Annotated in this window: 29 protein-coding genes; 20 read left to right on the top strand and 9 right to left on the bottom strand. The window is 50.6% G+C overall.

Annotation, left to right across the window (positions count from 1 at the left end; translation table 11 throughout):
* Nucleotides 1–47: 47 nt before the first annotated feature.
* Entirely contained in the window at nt 48–1,460 is a 1,413-nt protein-coding gene (locus tag ACFO9Q_RS00395) for a hypothetical protein (RefSeq protein ID WP_379178002.1), read from the bottom strand.
* A 173-nt stretch (nt 1,461–1,633) separates the two neighbouring features.
* Between ACFO9Q_RS00395 and ACFO9Q_RS00390 the strand changes: the two genes are divergently transcribed.
* From ACFO9Q_RS00390 to ACFO9Q_RS00365, 6 genes are all read left to right on the top strand, one after another.
* Nucleotides 1,634–2,080: a DUF6376 family protein gene (locus ACFO9Q_RS00390; RefSeq protein WP_379177506.1), complete on the top strand. Its 447-nt coding sequence runs from the start codon at nt 1,634–1,636 to the stop codon at nt 2,078–2,080.
* Between the two features lie 29 nt (nt 2,081–2,109).
* On the top strand, nt 2,110–2,412 hold the full coding sequence (locus ACFO9Q_RS00385; RefSeq protein WP_379177504.1) for a hypothetical protein: 303 nt from the start codon (nt 2,110–2,112) through the stop codon (nt 2,410–2,412).
* Nucleotides 2,413–2,424: 12 nt separating this feature from the next.
* Entirely contained in the window at nt 2,425–3,537 is a 1,113-nt protein-coding gene (locus tag ACFO9Q_RS00380) for a PQQ-dependent sugar dehydrogenase (RefSeq protein ID WP_379177502.1), read from the top strand.
* A gap of 171 nt (nt 3,538–3,708) precedes the next feature.
* A complete protein-coding gene (locus ACFO9Q_RS00375) occupies nt 3,709–4,197 on the top strand; it encodes a hypothetical protein (protein WP_379177500.1) in 489 nt (162 codons plus the stop codon).
* Between the two features lie 50 nt (nt 4,198–4,247).
* Entirely contained in the window at nt 4,248–4,763 is a 516-nt protein-coding gene (locus tag ACFO9Q_RS00370; protein ID WP_379177498.1) for a GNAT family N-acetyltransferase, read from the top strand.
* Between the two features lie 51 nt (nt 4,764–4,814).
* On the top strand, nt 4,815–5,864 hold the full coding sequence (locus ACFO9Q_RS00365; RefSeq protein ID WP_379177496.1) for an acyltransferase: 1,050 nt from the start codon (nt 4,815–4,817) through the stop codon (nt 5,862–5,864).
* A 116-nt stretch (nt 5,865–5,980) separates the two neighbouring features.
* Here ACFO9Q_RS00365 and ACFO9Q_RS00360 read toward each other — a convergent pair whose 3' ends face one another.
* Nucleotides 5,981–6,595 (bottom strand): DedA family protein, encoded by a 615-nt coding sequence (locus ACFO9Q_RS00360; RefSeq protein WP_379177494.1) that lies wholly within the window; start codon nt 6,593–6,595, stop codon nt 5,981–5,983.
* A 184-nt stretch (nt 6,596–6,779) separates the two neighbouring features.
* Between ACFO9Q_RS00360 and ACFO9Q_RS00355 the strand changes: the two genes are divergently transcribed.
* On the top strand, nt 6,780–7,025 hold the full coding sequence (locus ACFO9Q_RS00355; protein ID WP_379177492.1) for a hypothetical protein: 246 nt from the start codon (nt 6,780–6,782) through the stop codon (nt 7,023–7,025).
* Nucleotides 7,025–8,002 carry a serine hydrolase domain-containing protein gene (locus ACFO9Q_RS00350; protein WP_379177490.1) on the top strand — a complete coding sequence of 326 codons (978 nt, stop codon included), beginning with the start codon at nt 7,025–7,027 and terminating at the stop codon, nt 8,000–8,002. The genes ACFO9Q_RS00355 and ACFO9Q_RS00350 overlap by 1 nt, the downstream gene beginning before the upstream one ends.
* Before the next feature lie 63 nt (nt 8,003–8,065).
* Here the strand turns inward: ACFO9Q_RS00350 and ACFO9Q_RS00345 are convergent, their stop codons facing one another.
* On the bottom strand, nt 8,066–9,331 hold the full coding sequence (locus tag ACFO9Q_RS00345) for an N-acetylmuramoyl-L-alanine amidase (RefSeq protein ID WP_379177488.1): 1,266 nt from the start codon (nt 9,329–9,331) through the stop codon (nt 8,066–8,068).
* Nucleotides 9,332–9,447: 116 nt separating this feature from the next.
* On the bottom strand, nt 9,448–10,653 hold the full coding sequence (locus ACFO9Q_RS00340) for a voltage-gated chloride channel family protein (protein WP_379177486.1): 1,206 nt from the start codon (nt 10,651–10,653) through the stop codon (nt 9,448–9,450).
* A 161-nt stretch (nt 10,654–10,814) separates the two neighbouring features.
* Here ACFO9Q_RS00340 and ACFO9Q_RS00335 point away from each other — a divergent pair, with 161 nt between their 5' ends.
* Entirely contained in the window at nt 10,815–14,564 is a 3,750-nt protein-coding gene (locus ACFO9Q_RS00335; RefSeq protein WP_379177484.1) for a DUF7507 domain-containing protein, read from the top strand.
* A 96-nt stretch (nt 14,565–14,660) separates the two neighbouring features.
* On the opposite strand, the gene ACFO9Q_RS00330 is transcribed toward ACFO9Q_RS00335, so the two are convergent.
* Nucleotides 14,661–15,143: a hypothetical protein gene (locus tag ACFO9Q_RS00330; protein ID WP_379177482.1), complete on the bottom strand. Its 483-nt coding sequence runs from the start codon at nt 15,141–15,143 to the stop codon at nt 14,661–14,663.
* A gap of 238 nt (nt 15,144–15,381) precedes the next feature.
* Between ACFO9Q_RS00330 and ACFO9Q_RS00325 the strand changes: the two genes are divergently transcribed.
* Entirely contained in the window at nt 15,382–15,546 is a 165-nt protein-coding gene (locus ACFO9Q_RS00325; RefSeq protein WP_379178000.1) for a cold-inducible protein YdjO-related protein, read from the top strand.
* 10 nt (nt 15,547–15,556) lie between these two features.
* Nucleotides 15,557–16,333 carry a metallophosphoesterase gene (locus ACFO9Q_RS00320; RefSeq protein WP_379177480.1) on the top strand — a complete coding sequence of 259 codons (777 nt, stop codon included), beginning with the start codon at nt 15,557–15,559 and terminating at the stop codon, nt 16,331–16,333.
* A 71-nt stretch (nt 16,334–16,404) separates the two neighbouring features.
* On the opposite strand, the gene ACFO9Q_RS00315 is transcribed toward ACFO9Q_RS00320, so the two are convergent.
* The 3 genes from ACFO9Q_RS00315 to ACFO9Q_RS00305 form a co-directional block, all read right to left on the bottom strand.
* On the bottom strand, nt 16,405–16,707 hold the full coding sequence (locus ACFO9Q_RS00315) for a hypothetical protein (protein ID WP_379177478.1): 303 nt from the start codon (nt 16,705–16,707) through the stop codon (nt 16,405–16,407).
* Nucleotides 16,708–16,811: 104 nt separating this feature from the next.
* A complete protein-coding gene (locus ACFO9Q_RS00310; RefSeq protein ID WP_379177476.1) occupies nt 16,812–17,132 on the bottom strand; it encodes a hypothetical protein in 321 nt (106 codons plus the stop codon).
* Nucleotides 17,133–17,212: 80 nt separating this feature from the next.
* Nucleotides 17,213–17,695, bottom strand: a complete 483-nt coding sequence (locus ACFO9Q_RS00305; RefSeq protein WP_379177474.1) for a C40 family peptidase — start codon at nt 17,693–17,695, stop codon at nt 17,213–17,215.
* A gap of 206 nt (nt 17,696–17,901) precedes the next feature.
* Here ACFO9Q_RS00305 and ACFO9Q_RS00300 point away from each other — a divergent pair, with 206 nt between their 5' ends.
* The 8 genes from ACFO9Q_RS00300 to ACFO9Q_RS00265 all read left to right on the top strand — a co-directional run bounded on the left by ACFO9Q_RS00300 (nt 17,902) and on the right by ACFO9Q_RS00265 (nt 24,242).
* Nucleotides 17,902–18,570, top strand: a complete 669-nt coding sequence (locus ACFO9Q_RS00300; protein WP_379177472.1) for a type 1 glutamine amidotransferase domain-containing protein — start codon at nt 17,902–17,904, stop codon at nt 18,568–18,570.
* Nucleotides 18,571–18,581: 11 nt separating this feature from the next.
* Nucleotides 18,582–19,082 carry a TraR/DksA C4-type zinc finger protein gene (locus ACFO9Q_RS00295; RefSeq protein WP_379177470.1) on the top strand — a complete coding sequence of 167 codons (501 nt, stop codon included), beginning with the start codon at nt 18,582–18,584 and terminating at the stop codon, nt 19,080–19,082.
* Between the two features lie 90 nt (nt 19,083–19,172).
* Complete coding sequence (locus tag ACFO9Q_RS00290; RefSeq protein WP_379177468.1) at nt 19,173–19,343, top strand: hypothetical protein; 171 nt, start codon at nt 19,173–19,175, stop codon at nt 19,341–19,343.
* 457 nt (nt 19,344–19,800) lie between these two features.
* A complete protein-coding gene (locus tag ACFO9Q_RS00285) occupies nt 19,801–20,007 on the top strand; it encodes a DUF2188 domain-containing protein (protein ID WP_379177466.1) in 207 nt (68 codons plus the stop codon).
* A 121-nt stretch (nt 20,008–20,128) separates the two neighbouring features.
* Nucleotides 20,129–22,231: a transglycosylase domain-containing protein gene (locus ACFO9Q_RS00280; protein ID WP_379177464.1), complete on the top strand. Its 2,103-nt coding sequence runs from the start codon at nt 20,129–20,131 to the stop codon at nt 22,229–22,231.
* Between the two features lie 155 nt (nt 22,232–22,386).
* A complete protein-coding gene (locus tag ACFO9Q_RS00275; RefSeq protein WP_379177462.1) occupies nt 22,387–23,301 on the top strand; it encodes a YihY/virulence factor BrkB family protein in 915 nt (304 codons plus the stop codon).
* A 175-nt stretch (nt 23,302–23,476) separates the two neighbouring features.
* Complete coding sequence (locus tag ACFO9Q_RS00270) at nt 23,477–23,923, top strand: GNAT family N-acetyltransferase (RefSeq protein WP_379177460.1); 447 nt, start codon at nt 23,477–23,479, stop codon at nt 23,921–23,923.
* 19 nt (nt 23,924–23,942) lie between these two features.
* Nucleotides 23,943–24,242 carry a hypothetical protein gene (locus tag ACFO9Q_RS00265; RefSeq protein WP_379177458.1) on the top strand — a complete coding sequence of 100 codons (300 nt, stop codon included), beginning with the start codon at nt 23,943–23,945 and terminating at the stop codon, nt 24,240–24,242.
* Between the two features lie 99 nt (nt 24,243–24,341).
* Here the strand turns inward: ACFO9Q_RS00265 and ACFO9Q_RS00260 are convergent, their stop codons facing one another.
* Nucleotides 24,342–24,497: a hypothetical protein gene (locus ACFO9Q_RS00260; protein ID WP_379177456.1), complete on the bottom strand. Its 156-nt coding sequence runs from the start codon at nt 24,495–24,497 to the stop codon at nt 24,342–24,344.
* A gap of 166 nt (nt 24,498–24,663) precedes the next feature.
* On the opposite strand from ACFO9Q_RS00260, the gene ACFO9Q_RS00255 reads away from it, so the two are divergent.
* Nucleotides 24,664–25,155: a GNAT family N-acetyltransferase gene (locus ACFO9Q_RS00255; RefSeq protein WP_379177454.1), complete on the top strand. Its 492-nt coding sequence runs from the start codon at nt 24,664–24,666 to the stop codon at nt 25,153–25,155.
* Nucleotides 25,156–25,163: the final 8 nt, after the last annotated feature.

Below are 25,163 nucleotides of genomic sequence, written 5' to 3'. Positions count from 1 at the left end.
ATTCCCATTACTCTAGGGAATGCGGGCTTCTCGCTGTCCATTGATCTCTAGATGAGGAACATGGCTACTATTGTGGTAACCACGAGCCCAATGACGACCGGCTTGAGATTACGGCGGGCGAGTTCGAACGGGTCAACCCCGCAGATCGCAGCAGCCGGAATGAGTGCCCAAGGGATGAGCGTTCCTCCGCCAACCCAGATGGCAGCAACTTGGCCTAATGCCGTCAGTGTTGCGAGGCCTGAGCCGATTGCCCCAGCGAACAGCTGGGCAAGTGAGCCTGTCAGCGAGATGCCGGAGAATCCTGAGCCGTCAAGTCCGGTAACCGCGCCAACCGTCGTCAGTGTGACAGCTCCTACCGCCCCGTTCACAGGCACGCCATTAGCTAGAGCAACACCGAGGTCGTTAACACTTCCATGAGAGCCTGCTGGCAGCACTTCACCGAACATCGCGACGAAGCCGGAGTCTCCGAGGTAGAAGAAGGCGGCGATCGGAATGACGGGACCGAACACGCGGAAGCCGAAGGTGAAGCCTTCTATCAGATAGCGGGTCGTCTGCTCCATGCCGCGGCTCCCGTGGGTGAGCATGGAGATGAGGATCAAGATGAGCATGGCAGTGCCGCCGACGAGTGCCGTCGCATCTCCACCCTGCAAGTTCAACGTGAACATGACGATGACATCTGCTCCGAACAAGAGGGGGATGAGTATCGCGAGCACTTGCTTCGACCGCCGGCTCAGTCTTGATTCCTCTTGGTCAGCACCGTCGTCTACGGTTGCTGCTGGATGGACAGGGGAAGCGACGAGCCCGTCTCTCCATGTGCCCAGCCTCTGATCTCTGCGCATCATCCAGAAGGCAACGACAGTCGTCACGACGCCCATGACGAGGACAAGCGGTATGCTGGCCGCCATGACTTCATTAACGGGGATACCTGCTGCCTCAGAGGTTAACTTCGGGGCTCCCTGAATAATATAATCCCCAGATAAGGCAATACCGTGGCCGAATAAGTTCATCGCCATAGCCGCGCCTAATGCGGGAAGACCTACGCGAAGGGCTACCGGCAGCAGCACAGCACCAATGAGCGCGACTGCAGGAGACGGCCAGAAGAACCAGGAAGTGACCATCATAATAAGACCGATTCCCCAGAAGGCAAGTGTCGGTGTACGGAGGAACCGGGTGAACGGCGAGATCATCATCTCGTTGATGCCCGTACGGATTAATACTCGACTCATAGCAACGATAATCGATATAATGAGTATCGTTCCTATCAATTCATTGATTGCGTAGATGAAGCTGTTGAATATACCGCTTACAGAACCGCTTAGCGACTCTGTCGCGAACAGACCAATGACGAAGATACCCGCCACACAGATAATAGTTGTATCACGCCTCATTACCATTAATCCGATAATACCGATGATTAAGGCTAGATACACCCAGTGCAGCGCCGTCAGTTGAACGACCATACGATCACCCTCTCCAGACATACACGGGAACCTGCCCGCTAGGCAGCCGTATAGTAGAGTATGCATGAGGGTGAATAGGCGTTCTAGCATGATCCATCGTTTCAATGAAGTGGCGCAGGGGTATTACGGGGTTATAGGAAGCAAGTGGGTGACCATACTAGGAAGATGGAGTGATGATGGTGAACAGAAAGCTAACGGGTCTATTGTTAATCGTAATGATGCTGGTGGCAGCGGGATGCGGAGTTGTGGATCAAGCCAGACAGACACTGGATTATGCTACGGCATCGACGGACTATCTGCAATCCTTGGACCAATTCGGGCAGGATGTGAATGCTCTTGCTGAGAAGGCCGTTAATGATGTGGATGCAAGAACCGATCTGAAGCAGAAGCTGCTCGACATGAAGGAAGATGTGGTACAATTCGGAGAGCTCCAAGCTCCTGAATATGCCAAGGACATCCATAATTCCGTTGTCTCGTACAATGCTCAGCTAGAGCAAGGGATAGACAAGGCACTCGCTAGCATCGAACAAGGGAAGGTAGCGATCGAGGAGACCGGCATTCCAGCGACGCTTAACAAGCTGAATGAGCTGCTTAATCAGATTAATCAGCTAAGTCCTTAATACTATGACAAGATAAGGGGTTAACACAGATGAATTCAAGCCGTATTACCATTATTGGTGCAGAGATGACTTACACGAAGGAAGACGGGTATGTCGGCAAGGTTCAATTCGAAGCAGAGGGCGATCCGAACCAATATGAGATCGCCCTTCAGAGGAAGAGAGGCAACAAGGAATACGCATATGGCCTCTTCTTCCGGAGCGAATCCGGCAAGGAGGAATACTTGCTCGCCATGGAGGATCGGATCGAAGAGGATGATGACCTGTACGAGTCTCTAATTGCCGCGGCAGAGGGAGCGCTTAAGAAGGAAGAGGAGCAAGCCTCGAAGGAGTAAAGGGGGGTTCAAGTGAAGAGTTGTACCTACCTATATGCGATGCTCATCCTCTGTCTGTGCATGTCAGGTTGCTCGAAGTCGCCTCAGCCTGTGACTGACGGGAATCCGAGCTGGAGCCCTTCCATGCCGGCAGAGGACTCGAGTGGTGCCCAAGTAGTCGCGCAAGATCTGCGTACTCCTTGGGCAATCGACTTCAAGGGGGAAGTCCTCTATATTAGTGAACGGCCTGGCAGCATCGTGATGGTAGAGAACGGCCAGGCATCCAGGCAGCAGGTGAGTCTGAAGAAGAAGCTGTACCAAGAAGGTGAGGCAGGGTTCCTGGGCTTCGCTCTTCATCCTGAGGACCATGGAGAGACTAAGGCCTTCAGCTATTATACTTATGAAGAGGACGGAGAGATCTTCGGGCGAGTTGTCACTCTCATATTGGGGGAGTCGGTCTGGGAAGAGACAGCTCTGCTTCTAGACAGAATCCCTGGTGCTATCTTCCACAATGGAGGGAGACTGGCTATAGGACCTGACGGTATGCTCTATGTCACAACAGGGGATGCTCGCCAGGACAAGCTGTCACAAGATAAGAGCTCGCTTGCAGGGAAGATCCTTCGCATGACCTTAACCGGTGAAGTGCCTGATGATAATCCGATACCTGGCTCCTACATCTACTCCTACGGTCATCGCAATCCTCAAGGGCTGGCATGGACACAGGATGGCGTTCTATACAGCTCTGAGCATGGTCCCTCAGGTTCACCGGGCGGGCATGATGAGCTGAATCGCATCCTGCCAGGGACGAATTACGGCTGGCCCCTAATCATAGGGGATGAGGAGAAGGATGGCATGCAGCCACCGCTCTATCATACGGGAGATGTGGCACTTGCTCCTTCAGGGATGACGGCTGATTCTTCTGGCAGATTGCTTGTTGCCACCCTGCTTGGGCAGAGAATCATTAGATATACTCCTGATTCGGGCTCGGATTCGGGTCAATCTCAAGTGGAGGTGCTGCTTCAGAATCTGGGGCGGATTAGAGACATTCGGCTTCATCAGGGTTCATTCCTCTTCATTACGAACAATACCGATGGCAGAGGAACGCCTCAAGCTGGTGATGACAAGCTGTATCGAATGAATTTGTAATCGAATACGACTATACATAAGGTGCTTTCTGTGTTTTCACAGCAGGCACCTTTTTCGTTTAGGGAGGACTTCCTTATTTTGGATAGCATGTTGTGGGAACAACTTTTTTGCGCTAGCGATACCAAATAGAATACAATATAGGGATGAATCTAATCGAGAGGATGTGGTGGAATGCAGAATCGGCCCATAATCACCCAAGAAGAAATGCTAACCGAAGCGGAGCTGTTCCGGTCCATCTATCCCGTGCTCATTGGAGAGATTGACCGAGTCGAGCAGGCTCGCGGCAAGCTGAACGACTTCCAGCTCATGCTGGCTGTATCGTACACCAAGGACGGATTAGGCGTCCTCAGCTATGAGCGGAGACAGACGGTTAATGCCATCTTCGATACATTCACGAGTATCTATCGCAAGAGCGGACGAATTCCAGCTGAGATCTGGGCGAAGGAGACCTTCGGCTGCAGCACAGAAGCAATCAGAAGAGATGAGGACACATCGGAGATCGTGCAGCGAATGGATGAGCTGGCGAAGATTATTCAAGAGAAGGAAGCCGAGCTGCTGCAGCTCTATCGCGAATTCTATACGCTGCAGGGCTACTTGCCTAATCAAGAAGCGGCGACATATGAAGAGGGCTCGAATGAGGATACAGAACAATCTACATAATGGCACAATAGGGAGCAAGGATTATGACGTACAGGAGGTTGACAGAGTCGATGGAAGCACATACTACCCCATCCTATGTCATTGAAGATGCCGAGATTCAAGACCTGCCCGCTATTGTAGAGATCTACAATTCTACCATTGCCGGAAGGATGGTAACCGCTGATCTGGAACCGGTATCCGTGGAAGCGAGGCAAGTGTGGTTCGAGCAGCATTCGCCGAATCGCCGGCCGATCTGGGTCGTTAGGGAAGGCGGCCTGATTATCGCATGGCTGAGCTTCCAATCGTTCTACGGCAGACCGGCGTATAACGCCACCGCTGAAGTGTCTATCTACATCTCGGAGACGCATAGAGGCAGGGGGCTAGGGAAGGTGTTAATGGAACGAGCGATAGCCATCTGTCCATCGCTCGGTATTGAGACGCTGCTTGGCTTCGTATTCGGTCACAACGAGCCGAGTCTTCAACTGCTGCGGAAGTACGGCTTCGAAGGCTGGGGGCACCTGCCGAGAGTAGCCAGATTAGACGGCATTGAGCGAGACCTTATTATCTTGGGCAGGCGAATTGATTAGCAGGCACAGCGTTAGCAGCAAGATAGATTTTCTCCAGGAGTTGAACTACATTTGAAGTTACGAGAATTAGACATCCTTAGAGCAGGTGCTATCCTTGCTGTCGTACTTATTCATGCGACTTCGCAAGGGGTGGGGCAGCTTCCGTCAGGGACAGATTCCCATACACTGTATTTTATTGTGAATACGTTAAGCTCGTTCGCTGTTCCCGTATTTCTATTCGTGAGCGGACTCGTTCTGTTCTATCGTTACACAGATAAGTGGGATGGGAAGCAGATTGGTATCTTCTATTACCGCAGGCTTAGATCCGTCCTCATTCCGTACTTGTTATGCTCGATTGCTTATTACTTCTTCAGACAGCTGCTGGCCGATCCCATCACCTTGTTCTTCGATTGGAAGGCATTCGTGAAGCTGCTGCCTTGGGGCAAGGCCTACTACCAGCTCTACTTCATGGTTATTATTATCCAGTTCTACCTGCTGTTCCCGATTATCATGACCGCTGTGAAGAGCTCCGCGTTCATCAAGCGTCACCTCCTCACAATAGGCTGGGTGCTTCAGTTGGCCTTCTACAGCTACCATCATTGGGTAGAGCCTGTACCTCACCGTGCAGCACTAGCGATGACCTATATCGCCTTATTCTGTTCCGGTGCATGGATCGGGATGAATTACCGCATGGTTCATGCTTGGCTGATGAGATATTCGGGGTTCGTGCTGCTGCTCACTGTGGCTACAGGGGTCTTCTATACAGGCATGTTCCTGCAGAACTCCATTCGATTCGATATGTTCTGGTACCACCTTATATTCCATCTATATGGATTAGCAGCTGGATTGACCCTAATCATCGTCGGAACGTGGGTGATTCGCAAGGATGGCTGGCCAAGCAAGCTGCTAACCTCAATCGGAGTATGTTCCTTCGGCATCTACTTCACCCATCCGGGCATTCTTACCTTGTGGAGAGTGAAGGTGGAGCCGCCAAGTGACCTGATCTCCTATCATCTATACAGCATCGCAGGCTTCTTCACCGCCTTCTTGGGTGCGTGGCTGCTGACTTACTCCTACAAGAGAATAACCTTAATGTTCAGCAAAAAAAGGACGAGCCGCTAATCTTAGCGCTCGTCCTCTTTTGTATGTCCACTTAATAGGGTTGGAGAGGTACCATACGAACTTAGTACTATCCGACTTCTGTTCATTGCCTTATGCTAGAAGTGCAGCCAGCTCTTTTACATATGAATATCATTCTTCTCCTTGCGTATACGCATGAACCTAGCACCTGCATACAAGGCGAGGCCGAGGACAAGGATAAGGGCAATGATTACGCCATACTTGTAGATGTAATCGCCAATATGTTGAATATTATCCCCAACGTAGGAACCGACGAGGAAATAAATCATCGTCCATATGAAGGCGCTGGGATAAGCGAATCGTGCGAATCTCAGGAACTGCAGCTTGTTCATCCCTAGCACATAAGGGGTGACATGGCGCAGGACAGGCAAGCAGAGGGAGATGGAGATGGCATAACCGCCATACCTCTCGCTTAGTCTGTTCGAGGTGTCAAGGAACTTATCCATATTCTTCTTGCGATTCAACCGCTCGAACAGATGCTTCCCGGCGAATCGACCAATTACATAGTTGAAGCTCATCGCGGAGCAGATGCCAAGGAAGGTGCTTATATAGGCAGGAATCGGGTCCATTACGCCGGATGCGGCAAGCGCTCCTCCAGTCATAATGACCACTTCATTCGGAATTGGCAGTCCGATAAGGCCAAGACATAGGGCGAGGAAGAAGGCGATATACCCAATCTCATCGATTGCCCCTAGCAGAAAATCATAACCCATGAGCGATATCAGTCCTTTTTGTGTATGAATAGTATCGTATTATCATACTCCGATTATGGACTCGTTTCAATTAGACCATAGTCGGGGAAGTTCGATGATATTAACCTTTTCGTAACCATTCTCTGCCTGTAGTCCTGTAAGATGGAATTCGTGTAGAGCTTAAGATTGAGAGGTGCGCCTTGGAATGAACCTGACTTATAAAATAGAGACCTTGAGAGTATATGAAGGATTCTGTTATTCCGTCTGTCTAGCGCTTCTAGCGGAAGAGGAACCAGCTGCCGGAGCAGCACAGCATACACTCTTGGAGCTATATAGCGATCAGAGCTTCTGGAGTGGAGATGAACAGGCTAGACAGTCGCTGGCCTATCGAACGGCAGCGAGGCTATGTATTGTTCTGCGGCAACATGAATGCCGTCAGAAGCTGGCATAATGGATATGCACATGGCGGGAGCCTCATTCGGGCAAGCTAATCGCATGAAGCTGAATACTACCGATCTGGATGAGCATCTGCGATCCCATCCATTCAAGAATATCGTCGTGAGACAACATGGCCAGGTGCTGTGGGAGTGGCATGAGGGAGGCAAGGACGGGCTTGGCTCGCTCTATTCCTGTACGAAGAGTATTCTCTCTGCACTAGTCGGCATAGCCATACAAGAAGGCATCTTCCCTAATGTGAATCAGCCCATTGCGCCTCTGTTGCCTAGAGAGCTGCTTGGCAGAGCCCGTGCTGGAATTGAGGAAGTGAGCCTGAAGCATCTGCTTACGATGACTCCTGGTCTGGACTGGCCTGACTTCGACAAGCCTTATCGGGAGATGGTGAACCAGGAGCATCCCTTACAATATCTGCTGGAGCGTCCATTCCTGCATGAGCCAGGAAGTGCTTATACATACAACTCTGGAGGCTCTCATCTGCTGTCATACCTGCTCTCGAAGGCTGCCGGCATGTCGACGAAGGCTTATGCGGTCAAGCATCTCCTCACAAGGATTGGGATACATAAGAGCAGATGGAGCAGTCTTGACGGGGTACAAGAGGGCGGGACGGGATTGCTGTTAACTGCAGATGACCTCTCTAGATTCGGACAGCTGTACTTGCAGCAGGGGAGCTGGAATGGGCAGCATATTGTGTCTGAGTCTTGGATCAAGGAGTCGACCGCCGTACACCATCGTGCATTAAGCAATTATCAACCTCCCATCTACGGACATTATGGCTATCACTGGTGGGTATCTCCGGCAGCAGCTAACGGAAGAGTAGACTATTACTTCGCATTCGGCCATGGAGGACAGTATCTCATCGTTATCCCAGAGCGTCAGGCGGTTGTTGTCATTAGGAAGAAGGTCACTACTCGCAACGATGCCATTCGGTCCAGAGAGCTGTTCCACGAAGTCATATGGCCGGCTATACAATAATCAATCCCGCTGCACAAGAAGTGCAGCGGGATTGAATGGGTTCCATCCGGGCTGACCGTCTTATTAGACGGTATCCTCGAACATCCTCTTCAAGATTATGGCTTCTGCCCATAGCGGCAGAGGCTCATCGACCTTCTTCTTCCAGCTCTCATCGGTTAGATAGCCCTGTGAATACAGCCAGTTGACGGCATCCTTCTTGTACGCTGGCGTTCCAGGAGGATAAGGGTCTACGATAGCCAGACTCATTGCCTTGGCAATTCCCTTCACATATTGATCCGCCAGCCGGTCAATGACAGCCGGATTCTTAAGCAGTGATGCATCAACCGGATGGTCAACGAATAGATTCTCGAACAAGACAGCCGGCATTCTTGTCTCTCTCAGCACGGCGAAGTTCGCTTCCTTCTTCCCACGATTGGCTGCTCCGAGAGTAGTTAGATAGCTCATCACTTCATCATGAATCACACTCTGCTTCATCCCAGCCGCTCCCGTCTTCGTGCCTGGATAGACGTAGGACTCATATCCTTCGCCGCCTCCCGCGTTAAGATGCATAGACAAGAACAGGTCTGCTCCCCATTGGTTCGCTTGTGCTGCACGATCGGACAGGGCCACATATACATCAGAGCTCCGAGTTAGCTTGATGTCAACCTGATAGGCTGCCCCAAGCTTCTGAGCAATACGTTGCACGAGATCAAGCGTGACGGTCTTCTCGACAACCCCGTTCGCTGCCGCACCAGGATCTGTTCCGCCATGGCCTGCGTCCAGGACAAGCAGTGGGCGATCCACTTGTGTGGTGACTATACCATCGTACAGCTTCATAATAGATTGTCCATAACTCTCTCCGGCAAGCAACGCCGCTTCGAGAGAAGGGTACTTGGTCTTATTGTAGCCGGGAACGGCCCACTTGCTCGCCAAGTCCTCCACATTCGGAGCAGAGCCTCTAGTGACAAGCTTGAATCTTGGATCTACCAGCACTTCGCCTGCTGGAAGGGGAGTCTTCACTGCGTAGGCATAGAGATGCTGAATCTGGGCAGTTACCCCTTCCTTAATGGTAGGGAAGCTTAAGCCGGGAACTCCTCCCGTCGCCCCTAATCCTGCATAGTTGTTCTGCGATGGCAGGACATCGCCGCCATAGCGGAACCAATTGGTCTCATGAATGGATTGCGCGATGGCCACATCGCCGCGTACACCGTACTTCTGTCCGACATCCAGGAACTGCTTCGCAATCTCGGTATTGAATACGGGGTTAACCTTGCGAATATAGGTCACAATCTGGTCTAGATTCGCTTGATTCGGTCCCATAATCGGATGCTTCTGAATAGAGTCTGCCATACCACTATCACCTCTTCTAAGAACGATTTACTAGATAGTATATTCAGAGAATGACAAGGGGTGTCCGCAATTCTAGCAGAATTGTACACAATGAACGGGTGAACGCCAATCATTCACTAATGAAGGCGATGCTTGGGTACTTCAATCTGCTGTGAGCGGTAGATGCCATGATGCCCCGACACCGCATAGCTGACCATACACCCAATGAACAGATACAGCATCGCTTCGGATCCGAACAACTCGATACCGAGCACGAAGCAAGTGAGTGGGGTGTTCGCGGCCCCGCAGAAGACAGCGATTAGACCCATCGCAGCGAGCAGGGGAACCGATACAGACAGCAGCTCTGCCAAGGAACTGCCTAGCGTCGAACCGATGACGAACAAGGGAGTAACCTCTCCGCCTTGGAACCCGGAGCCAAGTGTCACTACGGTGTATAGCAGCTTGAGCAGGAAGTCTAAGGGGGACAAGCCCGTCTCGAAGGAACGTTCAAGGAGGGGAAGACTCAGTCCCAAGTATTCCCTCGTACCTGTTACATAGACCAGACCAATAATCATGACTCCTCCAACGAAGCTTCTCCATACGGAGTTAGCGATGAGCCGAGTCATCGCTCGCTTCATGAGTGACAGGAGCGTACTGAATAAGGAACCGGTCAGACCGAACAATACGGAAGCAGCGACGAGCTTAGCTGCCAGAATCAGGGTGAGTGGCGGGACCGCGCCTATGGAGTATCCCGCGTGCTGAATGCCCCATGCTTCGGTGACCAGATGACCGGTTAAGCTGGCAATGAAGCAAGGGAGGAGCGCTTCGTAACGGATAACTCCGATTGCCAGCACCTCAAGACCGAACAGAGTCCCTGCTAGAGGTGTTCCGAACACAGAGCCGAAGCCGCTGCTTAACCCGCACAGCAGAATGATTCTTCTCCCGTATCCGTCCAAGCGGAGATGCTGACCGATCCATTCCGACAGACTGGCTCCCATCTGAACGGCTGTTCCTTCCCTGCCGGCAGATCCTCCGAATAGATGCGTAACGAGGGTGCCTATGAGCACCATGGGGGCCATTCTTAGCGGTATAACTCCAATGCTGCGGTCGTATACAACGCTAATGATATAGGTAATCCCTCCGCCAGCAGATCTGCCAAGCTTCTGATATAGATAGCTAATTGCAGCGCCTCCCAACGGCAACAGCCATAGAACCCATGGCTCGGACAGTCGAACCGAAGTAACAAGATCTAGACTTGCTAGGAAGAGAGCAGAGGCCGATCCCGTCAATACTCCAACCATACCCGCCATGACAAGCCATTTGCTTGCCTTCCATATACGCATTTGCTTATTCCCCTCATGTCTCTACTCTTATAGCTCTAACTAGCATATAGCTGCAAAATAGGACAAGTCAATAAGGTTAACATCGATGTCTGACGTTCTAAACAGCTTGATGTCACATACAATCGTATATTGTTAAGAGCATGCAGAGGAGGCTAGACAACATGCCTTTTGTGAATCGATATTTCCAGAATGATAACGGGGCCATTACCTTCACTGGGAACACACTGGGCCTCAGCAGATCGAATACGGTTGGGGTTCCGGGGAGGGAAGACTCCATCGGGGCCTTCGTCACGACCAATAATTCCTTAACCTTCGGAACGTATCCGGCAGGGACAACCAATAACTTCCGCTTGAATCGTTCGGAAGCAAACTTAGTCCTTCCAGCAGGGAGCACCATTCTCTACGCGGAGCTCATCTGGGGCGGTTGCTACATTAACGGAGGGGTGGATCTGAGCGCCTTCATCAACGAGCCTGTAGCCTTCACGACTCCGCAAGGAACGTTCAACGTCTCGCCAGATCCTGCGACCGCATTCTCAGCAAGTCCATCGGCCAATGTATTCTTCTATGTTCGAACAAGTGATGTCACTGCCCTCATAGCAGCAGGTGGTGCAGGAGCCTATGCGACAGCAGGGGTTGCAGGAACCATTGTCATTCCTGATCCTACAAGTAATCACGCAGGTTGGACGCTTGCGGTTGTCTACCGCGATCTGAACCAGCCGCTCCGTAATCTATCTCTGCGTGCAGGACTTGTACTCATTCAAGCAACGCAGGGCCCTGTCGATACGGTCATAACTGGCTTCGCTACCCCATTCGAAGGTAGTCTGAACGGACGGGCGCAGATCAGTTCCCAGGAAGGCGATGCGAACAAGACGGGAGACCAGGCCTTGTTCGGCCCAACCTTGAACACAATAACTGCCTTATCCGGTCCTAATAACCTGGCGGATAACTTCTTCGCCTCTCAGATCAACAATGATCAAGGTCTGCTGGATACAACTGGAACCTTCGGTCTCCGCAACCAGATTAATGGCAATCCAGGTTCGAATATTATAGGAGGACGTCAGAGCTGGGATATTACGAATGTGACGATCTCCAGTACGCTGGTGAACAACCAGACTTCAGCTCTATTCCAACTTCGAACTTCGGGTGATGGCTACGCGGTTGATGGCATTGGCATCCAGATTGACATTAACAATCCCATTCTGTCCGTTACGAAGTCTGCGAATCAGATCGTAGCTCTTGTTGGGGATACGATTGAATACTCTATCGTCATACAGAATAATGGCAGTGTCACCGCGACTAAAATATCGTTCCTGGATTCTCAGATTCCGGCTACTGACTTCATTGAAGGGAGTGTCCGGGTGGACGGAACGGTTGTCCCTCTGGCTGACCCATTCAATGGATTCCCGCTTCCTAATCTCCCTCCAGGCGGATCATCCACGGTTACCTTCCAGGCGACCGTAACAACAGTGCCGAATCCGAATGAGATACGGGATCAAGCATTCGTCAGCTACGACTTCGTGCCAGCTCCGAATACACCGCCGATCTCGACCTTCGTTCCCTCTAATCAAGTTAAGATTCCAGTCATTCAACCTAAGATTGAGACATTGAAGACTGCAGACAGATCGTCTGTGCAGGTCGGTGATACCGTCACATTCACCCTTAAGGCTGAGAATACTGGTAATGTTGACCTGCTTGACGTGACCTTGGATGACTCCTTGCCCGTTAGTACATCCTTCATTCCTGGATCTGTTATCGTTAACGGTGTTAGCCAGCCATCAGCGAACCCGGCTGCGGGCATTCCCGTAGGCATACTCCCAGCAGGCAGCGAAGTTATTGCTAGCTTCCAAGCCATTGTTACCTCGATTCCTCCCTTAGGATTCCTGAGGAATAACTTCCAAGCGAATTACGTATTCCAAGTGCAAGACCGAGACATCCCTCGTGTCACGACGTCCAATAGTGTACTGATTCCAGTATCTGCACCTCAAGTAACGGTAACGAAGGCTGCTAATCAGACGTCAGCCATCATCGGTACAGTCCTCACCTACACACTTAATGTTACGAACGTCTCTCTTGGTCCGGTGACGAATGTAATTGTAACGGATCCAATACCTGAAGGATCCACCTTCGTGGCAGGGAGTGTAACGGTAAGCGGCGTGCAGAACCCCTCGGCCAATCCTGTCGCAGGTATAGCGGTAGGCAGTATTCCCGCCTCTGCAACCGTTCCAGTTACCTTCCAAGTAACAGTAGTGAGCGTACCAAGTCCTAACATCCTGCAGGACCAGGGAGTGGTTCAGTTCACCTCTGGAGCCTTCACGAGTACATCCTACTCCAATGTGGTGGAGATTCCAGTATTCCAACCGATTATTACCTTAGTTAAGAGAGCAGGGGTCAGCACAGCAGTAGTTGGCGAGACCGTGAATTATTCAGTTACCGTACACAACTCTGGCAATATTGCTGCGACCGTGACCGTATTAGACCCGCTTAATGCTTACAGCTCCTTCGTCCCGGGCACTGCTAGAGTGGATGGAGCCTTAGTTGCAGGTGGCAATCCAACGGCTGGCATCGTTGTGAATGCAGCGCCTAACGCCAGCGTGGTCGTATCCTATGATGTACTGCTTACTAGTGCTCCGCCAACCCAATTCTTCGATAATCAGGCGAATGCCAGCTACACCTTCCAGCAGCCAGGCGGACCTGCAGGATCGGGGAATGCGGTATCCAATCTGGTCCAGATTCAGAACGTAAGCTTCACGGTAGTTGCGGTGAAGTCCAGTGCAGCGCCTGTCTATTCCGTTGGAGAGTATGCAACCTTCACCGTTGCGCTTACGAACAACGGAGTTCTGCCGGCGTCGAACGTCATTGTAACAGACTCAGCTACAGGGGGCACACAGGTGCCTGGGAGCGTAATCGTGAATGGCATTCCTCAACCGACCGCGAATCTATCTCAAGGCTATAACATAGGAACCATTCCGGCGGGCGGTACCGTAACCGTGACCTTCCAGGTGGATGTCGGCACATCTCCTCCTGCAGGCGGAACTCTCAGTAACTTCGTGACCGCCCAGTTCACAGTGAACGGAGTAACACAGCAGATTGTATCTAATACGGTACAGATTGGCATCATAGTCCCTGTCATTACAGTTACCAAGCGAGCGGAGAGAACCTATGCCTTCGTAGGGGACGTTGTGCAATACTTCACTGAAGTGAATAATAGCAGCAACTTCAATGCGACCGCCACTTGGTTCGACATTGAGCCTCCCGGGGCTGTATTCCTCCGCAACTCCCTCGTTCTAGGCGTTCCTATTCCAGGGGCAGACACGTTCACAGGATTGGTCCTTGGCACCATTGAAGCGAGGAGTAGAGCAGAGGTGAAGTTCCAGTTCCAGGTCGTGTCCTATCCGCCGACGGGGCAGCTGGTGAACCAAGCGACCATGGTATTCGACTTCGATCTGCCAAGCGGCAGGCAGCTCCAGCAGACGGTACAATCGAATCAAGCCATCGTCCAAGTGCTTGCACCGCCAACCTTAGTCAAGTCAGCAGATGTGCGAGAGGTGTTCGTGGGTGGCACGGTTACCTTCATTATTGACATCTCGAATCCCTCGCTTAATCCTCTTGAGGGAGCAACCTTGGTTGATCTCCTTCCCGCGGGACTGCAGCTTGTGCCTGACAGCGTATCCTATGAGGGTCGTACGATAGTAGGGGCTAATCTAGTCACGGGTGTGCCGCTGGGTACCATTCAGCCTAGGAGCAGTACGCAGCTTCGGTTCCGTGCTCTGGCGGTGTTCGAACCCGTGAATTCGACGGTTACGAATATAGCGGCCCTGACCTTCCGGTATGTTCTTCCTAGTGGTGAGCGGGTAGAAGGTTCTGCACAGACTACAGGAGCAACGGTGGTCATTACGGAGGATGAAGAATAAGCGGCTCCCTTCCATAGATGAACGACAGCCCGGCGAACGCGCTGCATCTGCGCATTCAGCCGGGCTGTTATTGATTCATTACTGGCGTAATCCGATTCATACATTCGATAATCTGGCGAATCCTTCCTCGAGCATATATTCCTCTACTTCCTCGAAGGTCTCGAAGGCAATCTCAAGACTGTCGCCGGCATATATATACCAGAGCTCGTTGTCATACTTCACAGTCAGATAGACGTCATCCGGACCGATCCAACGTTCATCCTGTACGGGCTTGACGGCAGCTTCAGCAGACTTCGGCCTGCCGTTCGTCAATGATCTAATGGATGAGGAGACGATCGCTCGCAGCTCTTCCTCCGTATAGTCTCGAATGTTGACAAGGCCCTTATCATCGATCTCATATCCATATAGATGTCCGGCATAGACGAATCCGTTGCCATTGGGGTGGAGATGATAGGCGACCGTCTTCTTATCATAGCCGCTGTCTGGATAATGGTAATTGACTCTCCCTAACGATACGTTCTTCCGCTCCAGCTCAGGGAAGGAATCCAGGATAGCAATCTTCTGTTCATAGGTAAGCATAGGTGTGAGCCTCCGACTATCAGTCTATTGTGCATGTGATTATAACATACAACAGGTGGCAGACCAAGCCATCCATTGCCGTCACTTCAGACTAGCGCTTGTAAGGTTCTGACACTTGCAATTGGTACCTGATTCTAGGTATGATTATGATCTTGTGTATGGGCTGAATGAGGCCTTATTATATATAGTATGAAATGGAGTTGTATATCAGTTGGCGGTAGTAAAAGACGAAACAAATGTGAAGCTCATCCCTACGAAAATCTACAAATGTAAAAGCGCGGAATGTAAAGCATGGGTGAGAGAGGAATTCGCTGCTTCCCCACAGCTGTGCCCGATCTGCAACGGAGAGATGCATCGCAGCATGAGACATCTGCCTGCGGTTCAAAATAAATTCAAAAAGTGAGGCTGAACCATTGACCATCGCCATTCTTAGCGTGATTGCTGCAATGATCTTCTATCTGCTGCTCATCCTGCCTACCCAGTGGCTGAAGGTGGAGCATGTTCATTACTGGACAGGCATCCAGCTGCGAGCCTTGCAGATTAGTGACATCCATGTCGAGAGACTGCGCATATCACCTAGACGACTAAGCGAGGTCATTGAGGAAGCGAACCCTGATGTTATCTTCTTGACGGGAGACTTCACACAGAAGAGCAGACATCTGCCTGCGGTGCGCCGCTATATTCAGAGGATCTGTCTGGCTGGTATCCCGGTATACGCGGTATTAGGCAATCATGACCATCGCCTGAATGCATCCGGGCTTGCCAAGCTGTTAGAGATTATGGAATCCTTCGGAGTTAGAGTGCTGAACAACGAGTCAGTAGACCTTGGAGACTATCAGCTCGTCGGGATAGATGACTATGGCAGTGAGAAGAGCAGGGTGGAGGATGCATTCAAGCAGGTTACTTCAGACAAGCCTATCATCGTTCTCACTCATAATCCCAATATTGTGCTTGATCCGCTCATGAAGCGACCTTACACCTATCTGATGGCTGGGCATCTTCATGGCATGCAGTTCCACATCCCGTTCCTCTTCCGATTCGTCAATAAGGGCAAGCTGGTGGCAGACGGCATCTATCAAGGGCTGCACAGGACGGACTATGGCAGCTACTATATCTCCAAGGGGATAGGGCAGGCTGGACCGAATGCTAGATTTCTCGTTCGCAGCGAAGTAACGATTCATGAGTTGTGAAGAGGTATGCGAATAAGCTGCTCGGCAAGGATATAATCCTGCTGGGCAGCTTATTTGTCATGCTTGACTGGCTACTTGCGCGGTCTCCGGCTGATCTCCTCGCTGACGATGAAGGCCAGCTCTTCGTTGCCGAAGAGGGAGAGGACGTTCAGTAATGTATCATCCGGAACGTCACCTGACTCTTCCTTGGATACCGTGAGGGCGATTGCAGCCTCTAGGGAAGGATTAGCGGCTTGCTTCGGATAAGCGCGCACGTATAAGGCCTTGGGATCGAGATCATGGTTCACGCACCATTGAGCGAAGATGAGGATCATCATCTGTTCATCTCGCTGATAGCTTTGTATAATTTGTTCTTCTACTTCCTTAGAGCTCATTGTGACCATTATCCTCCTGTCCAGTTGATTAAGTTGAATTCTATTATAACGGAATATGCGCAACAAAGCCCGTACAGCGTGTACGGGCTTTGTCTTCGTTATGGTTACTGGAGCATGCCGCTGGCTCCAGGAATGGTCGAGCGGAATTGCTGCGTAATGTCCTCGATTTTTTTCTGCACAATCTTGAGCTGACGCTGCTGCGCATTAATCTGTGCTTCTAACTGATTATGCGCATTCTGCACTTCCTGTGTCAGACCTTCAAGCTGAATGACTAGATCACGCATCTTGAAGGAGTTGCGGTCGGCACCAGAGTTCAGAATCGCTTGCCGGGCTTCGGCTTGCATCTGCTCATCCCGCTGCTTCACTTGCTGTTGGAACTCCTCATACGATAGGCGAGGCTGATTAGTGTTCGTTGTTTGCTCCATGACATGACCTCCATAGGATTGGCATTTTCCTATTTTTACCCGGAGGTGGTCATATTATGTGCTTGGTATTCAGCAGGGACCTACTTAATCACACGGCGTGCGGTCACATACTTGCTCTTCCAGTAGCTATTATTGAGGGAAGTGATCGATACACCCTTGCTGCTAGCGCTGTGAATGATGTTGTTATTGCCTGCATAGACCGCGACGTGGGAGATGGACTTGCCGTTCGTCTTGAAGAAGACGAGGTCTCCGACGCTCAGGTAGCCCTTGGCAACCGGCTTGCCCATGCTGGCCTGACCTGCGGACGTGCGAGGAAGCCAGATGCCGTTCTTCAGGAATGTATATTGTACGAAGGAGGAGCAGTCGAACGCATATGTAACGCCTGCTGGTGCTCCGAATTGATAAGGAACGCCTAAGTATGTTTTGCCTGTTGTGATGACCTTGTTCGCTGCCGCTGTAGCTGCTTCGGCTTCATTCGAGTGGTTGAAGGCTATTCCAGTAATCAATGTCGTGCATACTGCTGTAGTTAGTGCTATATGCTTGAAGATTCTCTTAAGTTGCATAGGTTCGTTATCCCTCCGATGAGTATGTTTCGTTTACCTGAGCTTAACTATAACAGGTTTTTTTAAGGGAATAATTCCCACTGAGAGCGTGAAGGCCACTCTCGTATAAGGTTGCACCTTTTTATGAAAAGTTCATGAGAATTCTCTCATTCCTGATTCGGCTTCCTGTGAGAAGGTTAATGGACGGCTAAAAGGAGTGATCGAGGATGTCAGAACACAAGATACTTATCGTCGTAACCAATGGGAAACAGCTGCAGGACGGGAAGGTTGCAGGACTATGGCTGTCTGAATTCGCAGAGCCTTATGTAGAGTTCGAGAAGCAAGGCTATGACGTAACGATCGCAAGCCCTCTAGGCGGTCCTTCTCCAATAGATCCTAACAGTATTCAGGAAGGCATCCCAGCAGAATGGAATGATCTGGCCCCCTTGCTGGACGTGACAGTTCCGTTGTCTGCTGTCACAGCCAAGGAGTATTCAGGAATATTCCTGCCCGGAGGACATGGTGCCATGTTCGATCTCCCCGGAGATACGCATCTGCAGAACCTGCTTACTGACTTCACGAAGGCAGGCAAGCCCGTTGCAGCTGTCTGCCACGGACCAGCGGGCCTTGTTGGAGCACAGCTCGATGTCGGTAATCCATTAGTCGAGGGTAAGCGGTTAACGGGCTTCACGAATGAAGAGGAACAGGAAGTAGGGATGACGGAAGCGATGCCGTTCCTGCTAGAGGATAAGCTGCGCAGCTTGGAAGCGGAATTTGTTAAGAAGCCGAACTGGGAGCCCCATGTTGTCGTAGACGGGAATCTCATTACGGGTCAGAATCCGCAATCTTCGGTTGAGGCGGCTAGAGCTTTTGTAACACTAATCCAACATCTATAGGGGGTTGACCCATGAGACATCTGAAGGAATCACAGCTAGAGGAGCTTTTGCAGCTGCTAGTTGACGAGAAGAATGGGCTGCTTGAGCATCTGAACGGAAGAGAAGTGTCAGGCGAAGAGGATAGCTTGCGAGAGGCAAGCGGTGATCTGTCGTCTTATGATAATCATCCTGGTGATCTAGGGACAGAGACGTTCGAGAGGGAGAGAGATCTTGCCTTGGATGAACGGTCGAAGAGACAGCTGGAGGATACAGACGCTGCTCTAGGCCGAATAGGGAAAGGGAGCTACGGTGTCTGTGAGCGATGCGGGGAGTATATCCCATTCGAGCGTCTGCAAGCGGTCCCATCTACACCCTACTGCATCGTGCATGCCAGTGAGCAGACTTCTGCTCAAGATCGACCAGTTGAAGAGGAGATTCTTCCTTCATCTGCAGCAGATCGACTGGATGAAGCGGATGCCTGGCATTCAGCGGAGGAGCATGGCAGCTCGGATCCGATTCGAACTGCGAATTAGTGGGTAATATTCATCAGACACGTAGCATACCTTAGAGAGCTGATGATATAACCCATACTATTCGCGTAAGCACTACAGGAGGAACAGATTGTGATTGCAATTGGAATGAATGAACTCAACGAGAAGTTCGGAGTAAGCGAAGTGGAAGAGACGATTATGGAACTCGAGGTCTATCTGGAACGTTATCCAGATGATGATATTGCTCAGATGCAATATATGCAATACCTGGCTAAGCGCCCTCGTTATGGAATTAGCGCTTAGAGTTGATTAAGGCTGCTTGGAGGAGAGAAGGCTGTCCAGTTAGGCTTATTGGCCTAAGGATAGTCTTTTTTTTGTGCGTGATGGTTGGGTGGAGGCTTCGGGGGAGGACTCACAGGTTGAAGATCTCGGGGGTGCTTAAGACTTCTGGGGAGTTTTAAGTTGCTCGCGAGAGGGTGCGGAGGTGGGTTTAAGACCGCTTGGCGGTCTTAAGCTTGCTGGAGACTAGCTAAGTTGGAGGCCGCGGGGGTGCTTAAGACTTCTGGGGAGTCTTAAGTTGCTCGCGAGAGGGTGCGGAGGTGGGTTTAAGACCGCTTGGCGGTCTTAAGCTTGCTGGAGACTAGCTAAGTTGGAGGCTTCCTAGCGCTCTTCAAGCATGTACATGGTTTGCAACGTTAGGTAATTGGATAATAGATGATATAGTCCTGAATGGGATAGGCGGAGGAAGGGAGGGAGAGGCATGCCTTGGAACAGAGACCAATATCCTGAATCACTCAAGTACTTCATGGCGCCGGTTCGGAATAAGGCGATAGAGATTGCCAATGCCCTGTTAGAGGATGGCTATGAAGAATCAAGGGCTATTGCGATCGCAACGGCTCAGGCTAAGGAATGGGGTGAGAAGCACCATAAGCAGATTCGGAAGAAAGGACATGAAGAGAACAAATAATGGAAATCGTCACACTACCTACCCAAAACGGAGACGGAATTCGAACAGTGTGAGATGCTTCAAATAAGAAAGTCACTAGTTAGAATGATAAAGGCAAGGATAGAGAGATGGGGGAGTAACGATGAGAATTGCTGCTGTACATTCAAATAAAAAGCTGGATCCCAAAAGAAAGTTCAACTTCAAAAAGGCTGCAATCATTGCTGGAGCTGCTGCGGGCATTGCTATCATTGGAGGTCTGGTGACCTTCCGCGTCCTAGTAGCTGCCCAGGACGTGAAGCAGCTGGAGAAGCCGCTTCCCGCTGCAACCATTGTCTATGATCAGCAAGGCCGTGAATCGAGCCGTGTGTCGCTGAATAATATTGAAGTGATCCCATATGCGGATATTCCTAAGCATATGATTGATGCGGTCATTGCGGTCGAGGACAAGCGATACTTCGAGCATGACGGGATGGATATGCGGGCTATCAGCCGAGCATTCTATACCAATCTTACAGCCGGGGGAACGGTACAGGGCGGCAGCACGATTACCCAGCAGCTTGCTAAGAACGTCTTCCTCTCTCATGAGAGAACGTGGTCTAGGAAGTGGAACGAAGTGCTGCTCGCAACGAAGATTGAAGAGAACTACTCCAAGGATGAGATTATGGAGTTATATCTGAACCAGATCTACTTCGGCGAAGGAGCTTGGGGAATTAAGCGTGCGGCCAAAACGTACTTCGGCAAGCCGGTGCAGGAACTCACTGTAGCGGAATCGGCTCTGCTGGCAGGACTCATTAAAGCACCGTCGGCACTCACGCCTTACAAACACCTAGAGAAGGCACAGGAGCGTCGCAATCTAGTGCTCGGACTGATGAAGGAACAGGAGCTCATTGGGGACGTCGAATACAGCAAGGCCACTAAGGAGCCGGTGAACCTGCTGGAATCAAGGCCGAATCGAATTGATGAGATGAACTATCCGTATTACATAGATCTTGTCATTCGAGAAGCGATTACGAAGTATGGACTGACCGAGAGTGAAGTGCTGCATGGCGGACTGCGCATCTATACGGCTCTGAATTCGAAGATGCAGAAGGCAGCTGAATCAGTGTATGCGAATTCGAGCCTATTCCCACAGAGTAAGGATGATCAGCTCTTGCAGAGCGGAGCTGTACTAGTGGATCCGAGAGATGGCGGGATTCGCGCCATTGTAGGCGGGAGAGGCAAGCAGCCATTCCGCAGCCTGAACAGAGGAGTTCAATTGAAGCGTCAGCCTGGCTCTACGATGAAGCCGATTGCCGTGTATGCTCCTGCACTGGAGAAGGGCTATCGGCCTGACGACACGATAGTTGATGAGCCAGTTAACTTCGGCGGTTATGCGCCTAAGAATGCAGGAGGCGCCTACCATGGAGAGGTGACTCTCTATGAAGCGCTCATTCACTCCTACAATGTGCCAGCGGTGAAGCTGTTGAACGAGATTGGCATCTCAGAAGGTATGGAGTCTGCCAAGCGGTTCGGCATTCCGCTCGTTGACGGGGATCGGACATTAGGGCTTGCTCTTGGCGGACTTCAGGAAGGGGTAGCGCCGGTGCATATGGCAGAAGCGTTCGGAGCATTCGCGAATGACGGCGTTCGGAACGAGTCCTATTCAATTGTACGAATTGAATCTGCGGACGGCACTCTGCTCGCAGAGCGTAAGGAAGCTAAGACGACTGAGGTGATGGATTCCTCAGTTGCCCGAACGATGACCGCCATGATGACAGGGGTAACGAAGGAAGGGACTGGTACTGCTGCAGCTGTTGATGGAAGAGAGATTGCCGGCAAGTCCGGGACGACGGAGATGGCAGGCACGGGTGGGAGAGGAGCCAAGGACAATTGGTTCGTCGGCTACACCCCGCAGCTTGTTACAGCAGTGTGGCTAGGTTACGACCAGACAGACAGCAATCACTACCTGACTACTTCATCCAAGGCAGCTGCTATCGTATTCCAAGCGCTGATGGCCGCCTCGTTGGAAGGAGAGCCGGTAATGAAGTTCCCGGTTGTGCCAGGCTTCATCTCGGATAAGAAGAAGTCCGAGCGGAAGAGCGACAAGGAAGATAACGATAAGCAAGACAGGCAGAAGCACGAGGATAAGCAGGACAAGAAGCGCGATAAGCATAAGCGTGATGATGAAGAAGACAATGATAACGATGAGGGGAACAACGACAACAAGAAGGATCGAGGTAAGGGCCGGGGGAAAAAAGAGGATTAGCATGAACTGAATAGCAGGTATCATGAGAGCCCTTCTGACATGCCATTGAAGCATCAAGAGGGGCTATTCCTGTTAAACGATGTACGCGGCGTTTGGCATAGCATTTCCTCGGGTAAGTAATTGCTAGTTACTTGTTATGAGATGGAGGCCTGTTTATGAAGCGCAAGCTTGGAGCTATTCCTTTTGCCCGTAATCTTATCTACCGGTTCAGGGATGATGAAGTGCCCGCTCTCGGTGCTCAGCTGACGTATTACTTCATCCTTGCCTTCTTCCCGTTCCTTATCTTCCTGATAAGCATTATTGGCTTCATGCAGTTGTCTCAGGATAGTGTCATTCATGAGTTCATTCGAATTCTGCCTCAGGAGACGGGCGCAGCTGTACAGAACATTCTGGACGAGGTGACCGCTAATAAGAGCCAGGCGCTGCTGTCATTCGGGATGCTGGCGACCATCTGGGCAGCGTCCAATGGTGTGAATGCGGTCATTAAGGGGCTCAATAAGGCGTATGATGAAGAAGAGACAAGACCCTTCTGGAAGGTTAGAGGCCTTGCTGTGCTGGCGACAATGGTACTAGCCATCGTAATCGTATTGTCTATGCTGATGCTCGTATTCGGCAAGTCAATCGGGGAATATCTGTTCGAGTGGATGAACTACCCTGCGGGCTTCGAGATGATCTGGGGAATTGTGAAGTATGCCATACCTCTACTTGGGATGTGTGTCGTATTCCTGCTCCTCTACCGAATGACGCCTAATCGGAAGCTAACGTTCCGCGAGGTGCTGCCGGGCTCCATCTTCACTACAGTCGGCTGGATTGTAACGTCCATTCTGTTCTCCTTCTATGTGAACAACTTCGGTAACTATACGAAGACTTACGGCAGTCTCGGAGGCATCATCGTCCTCTTAATCTGGCTATATCTGTCCTCCATCATCATCATTCTAGGTGGTGAGATTAACGCGACATTCGCCTTCTGGCGTGAGGGAAGGACGAAGGCAGAGAGCAAGAACTACGGAGAGCAGCTATTCAGCAGCAAGCCGAAGCCCAGCAACCCTAATGGACCAGTGAGAATGTAGGTGTTAACCAGCAGTGCAATCATGATAGACAGAGTGTATGAGCTCATTCGGAGGGTTCATGCACTCTGTTTATTTGTTTTCCAGCATATGGATCGTCTGTTATAATGGATACCAACTGAGCTTGTTGAAGAAGGTAATGTATGTCGAATATGAATGAGATCTTAAGAGGTGGAGCATGATCGTTATTAAAAAAGTTCAAGAGATAGACCTGCCACAGCTAGGTGCGTTATATGAGCAGTTAACGGGACAATTGTCCAATCACGATAAAATGTTAACGGTCTATCACAAGATGGCAGAAACCCCAGACTATACGCTGATAGGGGCTTACCAAAACGATGAACTGATTGGGTCTGTCATGGGAGTGACCTGTTATGAATTAGTTGGAGATTGTGAGCCCTTTATGGTTGTTGAGAATGTCATTGTCTCTGATCTTCATAGAGGCCTCGGCGTAGGGAAGTTGCTGATGGCAGCCATAGAAGACATTGCAAGGGAGCAGAGCTGCACCGTCCTTATGTTCGTATCGAGCGCTTATCGCAAGGAAGCGCATCGCTTTTATGAATCTATTGGCTATGCTGGAGATGTGGTTAGAGGGTTTAAGAAGTTTCTAATTCCAAGCAGTTAGAATTTGGGAGGACTGACCTGTGTCGAGAAGACGTAACTTGACAATAACGATAGCCATTATTTTGCTTATCCTTGCCATTCTCGTTCTTGGCTCCTTGTCGCCTCAGTTCGTTATTCGCAGTTATATGTTCACCAGCCTGCAGCCTATACATAGCTTCCAGTCTACGATTACTAACCTAGAACGTGAAGATCCTAGATACGGGCACCTATACAACGCAACGAAGTTCGTGGACAAGCAGACAGGGAACCAACTGGAAGCATTCTATCTCAAAAAGCTGGGACCGTTCTGGAGAGTAGCAAGTGTAGGAGGAGCACCTTAGATCTGACGATACAGATCATCTTACAGAAGAATAACTATCTGCTCGCAAAAAAAGCTGCCAACGGTCAATGACCATTGGCAGCTTATCTTTTTCTCGACCTTATAGAGGCTTGCTCATAGAGTCGACTGAATGCGATGTTCTTCCCTTGGAGGAGAACTTCTGGAATTGATTCATTAACTTCTGACGAGCATCCTTGTTCCTTAGAAGATAAGCTGCACCTGCACCAACTACTGACCATAGCATTGATTTTCTCATTGTAATTCCTCCTTGTTCGTGTATGTGGTTGACCTTATGACATACATATACCCGCTGAGCAGGGATTGAAACGCTGGACCTAGGATCATTGCAAATGCTGCAGGTAATTAGTTATGATGATCATACCGAATGAATGTTCGAATGAAGTATGAAGGAGTGTCAGGCCGTGAGAGAAGAACGAATACAGATTAGACCATCTGCAAGGATTGACTCCGCTCAACTCATGCAGTTGGACAATGAATTATGGAACCCGCTAACTGCGCCGGTGCCCATTCACTTCGATAGTGAGCAGCAGTTCGAAGATAGCAATCCGCCGGGCAGTCTGCTTGTCGCTGTGATGGGCAATACGGTATGCGGCTATATTGGTTACCGAGCCTCAACTCCGCTGCCAAGCAACTCACACGTGGCAGAGCTCAATATTGGTGTCCACAGCAGCCATCATCGGAAGGGAATTGGCCGCATGCTAATTGAGGCGTTGGAAGAGAAGCTTGCTTCCGAAGGGAGAACCAAGCTGGCACTGCGTGTGCTCGCTACGAATGAACAGGCAATCTCCTTCTACGAGAGCTGTGGATTTGCCGAGCAGGGGCGGTTAGTTGGGGAATTTTATCTAGATGGACGCTATGTGGATGATGTTCTTATGTATAAGTGGTTAATATAGGGGGAGGA

Source organism: Paenibacillus sp. GCM10023252, assembly GCF_042653305.1.
Taxonomy (GTDB): Bacteria; Bacillota; Bacilli; order Paenibacillales; family Paenibacillaceae; genus Pristimantibacillus.
This window is presented reverse-complemented; position numbering and strand designations above follow the sequence as displayed.

Coding starts and splice junctions, on each gene's coding strand:
- ACFO9Q_RS00340 (WP_379177486.1), bottom strand. CDS start 10,653: ATGCGTATATGGAAGGCAAGCAAATGGCTTGTCATGGCGGGTATGGTT.
- ACFO9Q_RS00310 (WP_379177476.1), bottom strand. CDS start 17,132: ATGGAGCAAACAACGAACACTAATCAGCCTCGCCTATCGTATGAGGAG.
- ACFO9Q_RS00345 (WP_379177488.1), bottom strand. CDS start 9,331: ATGGCAGACTCTATTCAGAAGCATCCGATTATGGGACCGAATCAAGCG.
- ACFO9Q_RS00300 (WP_379177472.1), top strand. CDS start 17,902: ATGTCAGAACACAAGATACTTATCGTCGTAACCAATGGGAAACAGCTG.
- ACFO9Q_RS00330 (WP_379177482.1), bottom strand. CDS start 15,143: ATGCTTACCTATGAACAGAAGATTGCTATCCTGGATTCCTTCCCTGAG.
- ACFO9Q_RS00360 (WP_379177494.1), bottom strand. CDS start 6,595: ATGGGTTATGATTTTCTGCTAGGGGCAATCGATGAGATTGGGTATATC.
- ACFO9Q_RS00390 (WP_379177506.1), top strand. CDS start 1,634: ATGATGGTGAACAGAAAGCTAACGGGTCTATTGTTAATCGTAATGATG.
- ACFO9Q_RS00370 (WP_379177498.1), top strand. CDS start 4,248: ATGGAAGCACATACTACCCCATCCTATGTCATTGAAGATGCCGAGATT.
- ACFO9Q_RS00275 (WP_379177462.1), top strand. CDS start 22,387: ATGAAGCGCAAGCTTGGAGCTATTCCTTTTGCCCGTAATCTTATCTAC.
- ACFO9Q_RS00305 (WP_379177474.1), bottom strand. CDS start 17,695: ATGCAACTTAAGAGAATCTTCAAGCATATAGCACTAACTACAGCAGTA.
- ACFO9Q_RS00385 (WP_379177504.1), top strand. CDS start 2,110: ATGAATTCAAGCCGTATTACCATTATTGGTGCAGAGATGACTTACACG.
- ACFO9Q_RS00315 (WP_379177478.1), bottom strand. CDS start 16,707: ATGAGCTCTAAGGAAGTAGAAGAACAAATTATACAAAGCTATCAGCGA.
- ACFO9Q_RS00285 (WP_379177466.1), top strand. CDS start 19,801: ATGCCTTGGAACAGAGACCAATATCCTGAATCACTCAAGTACTTCATG.
- ACFO9Q_RS00375 (WP_379177500.1), top strand. CDS start 3,709: ATGCAGAATCGGCCCATAATCACCCAAGAAGAAATGCTAACCGAAGCG.
- ACFO9Q_RS00335 (WP_379177484.1), top strand. CDS start 10,815: ATGCCTTTTGTGAATCGATATTTCCAGAATGATAACGGGGCCATTACC.
- ACFO9Q_RS00350 (WP_379177490.1), top strand. CDS start 7,025: ATGGATATGCACATGGCGGGAGCCTCATTCGGGCAAGCTAATCGCATG.
- ACFO9Q_RS00260 (WP_379177456.1), bottom strand. CDS start 24,497: ATGAGAAAATCAATGCTATGGTCAGTAGTTGGTGCAGGTGCAGCTTAT.
- ACFO9Q_RS00270 (WP_379177460.1), top strand. CDS start 23,477: ATGATCGTTATTAAAAAAGTTCAAGAGATAGACCTGCCACAGCTAGGT.
- ACFO9Q_RS00280 (WP_379177464.1), top strand. CDS start 20,129: ATGAGAATTGCTGCTGTACATTCAAATAAAAAGCTGGATCCCAAAAGA.
- ACFO9Q_RS00395 (WP_379178002.1), bottom strand. CDS start 1,460: ATGGTCGTTCAACTGACGGCGCTGCACTGGGTGTATCTAGCCTTAATC.
- ACFO9Q_RS00355 (WP_379177492.1), top strand. CDS start 6,780: ATGAACCTGACTTATAAAATAGAGACCTTGAGAGTATATGAAGGATTC.
- ACFO9Q_RS00295 (WP_379177470.1), top strand. CDS start 18,582: ATGAGACATCTGAAGGAATCACAGCTAGAGGAGCTTTTGCAGCTGCTA.